The following is a 2616-nucleotide window of genomic DNA, read 5'->3' as shown; positions in this document are numbered from 1 at the left end:
AATGCGTGTCGATAAGACTAGGAGTTGGACGGACAGGGTCCAGCATCATCAAGGACATGTGGAATTAATCGGAGAGAACCATGAGGAGCACAGTAAAAACATACAAGACTTAATGTCAAAAATAGATAGTGAGGAACTTGGGCGAGATAGTGTGATATGTTTAGAGCGTAAACAATTTGGGGATAATTTAGGGATGAAGGACGTGGTGCTTTTATCAAAAATTATTGAACATAATAATAACAAAGAGAACCAAAATGATCAAATTGTGCTACCTGAAGGGATGAAGGAGAGTCCTATATACCAAGACGCATTATTATACTCAAAAGCAAAGGAGCATGGTATCAAGGTGGTAGGAGTTGAGGGTAAGGATTTAGAGCATGATCATCCAGGAAGCGGATATGGTAGCCCTAAAGTTAGTAGGCTTGGCTTAAAGCTTCCAGTCATGGAGCAGAGTAGTGTAGTAAAATCTGGGGATGTTATACCTGAACAAACTACCACAAGCACATCGGATGCAAATGATGAAGAGTTATTACTTAAACAAAACCTGAAGAAGCTCAACAATCGGTCAGGTGATGATACAAGTTTAGCAACACATGGGAATAGTGCAAAGTACTGGTATAGTATGACCGATGGATCAGCATTATTATTGTCGATAAGGCGTGAATTGTTGAGATATGGTGACAGTATTATAAAAGGAGCAGAAGAGTACAGCCCACATAGAGAAAATCAAGAAGGTGTATTTGTGTCAGATCCGCATTACGTGGATAATATAGAGATTTACTTAAAGGATGACATCAAGATCATAACAGGTACACATGAAGTGAATGGGCAGAATGGAGGAGCTGACAGGAATCAGAGATGGGCTAATAAGCCCAAGGTTTTGATAATACCGTTGCTAAATGGACCCCATTGGCAGTGCATTAAGGTTAATGTGAACTATGAGCTAAAGAGTATGGATGTACTGTTTGACGATCCATACGGACATGAATGTCCAGACGAATTATCGCAAAAATTAATAAAAATACTGAGGGAATGTAGTAAAGAGCTTTTAGGTTGTGATGCAGGTGATGTAAATATTCTATTACGCAGCAAATTGTTTAATCAGCAAGGTCAATATAATGGATGTGACTGTGGTCCGATAATTTTTAGTAACATCAAAGATTATATAACGAATAAGAATGGTTATACTGTAACGGCGGGAGACAGTGAGGGTCACAAACAACAGATGGAAGAAATAAGGAAGAGAGACGTGGAAGCCTATAGGAAGGTTACTGATATTCCAGGGAAAGCAAGCTTAGGAAAAGCAGTGGCAGGTATAGGCGATGAGGGTTTAGAAGATGAAAACGCACAAATGTGGAATAAAAAATTGCTGTCATTGGGAATACCTAATGATGTTGTACGGATGATGTTGAGTATATTGGAAGAGCAACACAAAGAGAATAGTACGTTTGGTATATCATATACTAATGAGGAGATCATCAAAACGTACACATTGGTGTTGGGGATAGATGATGAACATCAGGTTATGGAGCAGGGGGGTGCAGGAGAGGTTCTGAGCACATCAAAGATAGAGGTGGGCCCAGTATCCACGCCAACAGTGACTGAGACAGTACAGGGTATAAGACACAGTTCCCAAGATAAAAGAGTTGGGAATGTGATACCGTACGAATCTCCAGCAGAGTCGAACGTGGAAAGATCGCCCGAGTCAGAGTTGCAGCAGACTAAGGATCCAGTAACAGAGTGTTTGGAAGTTTTGGGAAGTTCTGTTAGATTAGTCCCAGGTCATGAGGTACAAGAGAAAGAATTGGAGGAAGGGCTTCAGAAGATCAGAGATGCACAAGAACGTCTAGTAATGGATGACACAAGAACAACAATTGTTAAAGAAGCGTTAGGGAGGTATCGCCTTGTATTGGAGAGATTGCGAGAATCACAACGTATGTCTGGGTCTGTGGAGACGGTACCGATGAATATGCAACAAGCCATGAAGGATCAAGACGCACTGTTTAAGAACCTGGAAACACAATTGAGACTCAATAATGCTATTGTTGCGAAGCTTGTGAACAAATGTAATGACGCAGAGATACAATGGTGTCTGACCAACAAGGAGAAAAACGAGCAGGAGATTGTAGGGATTATAGAGCGTATTAAAGAGTTGCAAGCCACACCCAGCACTGCTATAGCGGAACATAATGCGTCTAGTGAGGTACCAATGCCTCATCATCAATTTGATACGTGGTTTAATGGACTTACAGTAAACTCTACAACAAAGGGTAATACAGAGGAGAAGAACTTAGATGACTTTTTCAACCATATGAAACGCTACGAGAAAAGGACACTACAATCGGCACAACGCTCTGAATACTCCAGCACTAAGGTAGCAGAGAGTATAAGCCTGAGCAATGAGTTTAAACAAGCTCTCATAGAAAACATGATCGATGACTCAAAAAGCTGTGCGGCCAAGGATATGGAGGAAGCAATGCATGGGAGCAAGGCCAAGAGTTGGACTGACAAGGTTCAGCATCATGGAGGGCATGTGGAGTTAATCGGAGAGAGCCATGAGGAGCACGGTAAAAACATACAGGATTTGATATCAAGAATAGAGAGTGGAAAGCTTGA

1 pseudogene is annotated in these 2616 nt (G+C 41.3%); it reads left to right on the top strand.

Features of this window, described 5'->3' with window-relative positions:
• Positions 1-58: 58 nt before the first annotated feature.
• Positions 59-2616, top strand: a pseudogene (locus EDM53_RS06000) (hypothetical protein); the annotation flags it as partial.

Source organism: Rickettsiales endosymbiont of Peranema trichophorum (genome assembly GCF_004210275.1).
Classification (GTDB): Bacteria; Pseudomonadota; Alphaproteobacteria; order Rickettsiales; family Midichloriaceae; genus RICK02.
This window is presented reverse-complemented; position numbering and strand designations above follow the sequence as displayed.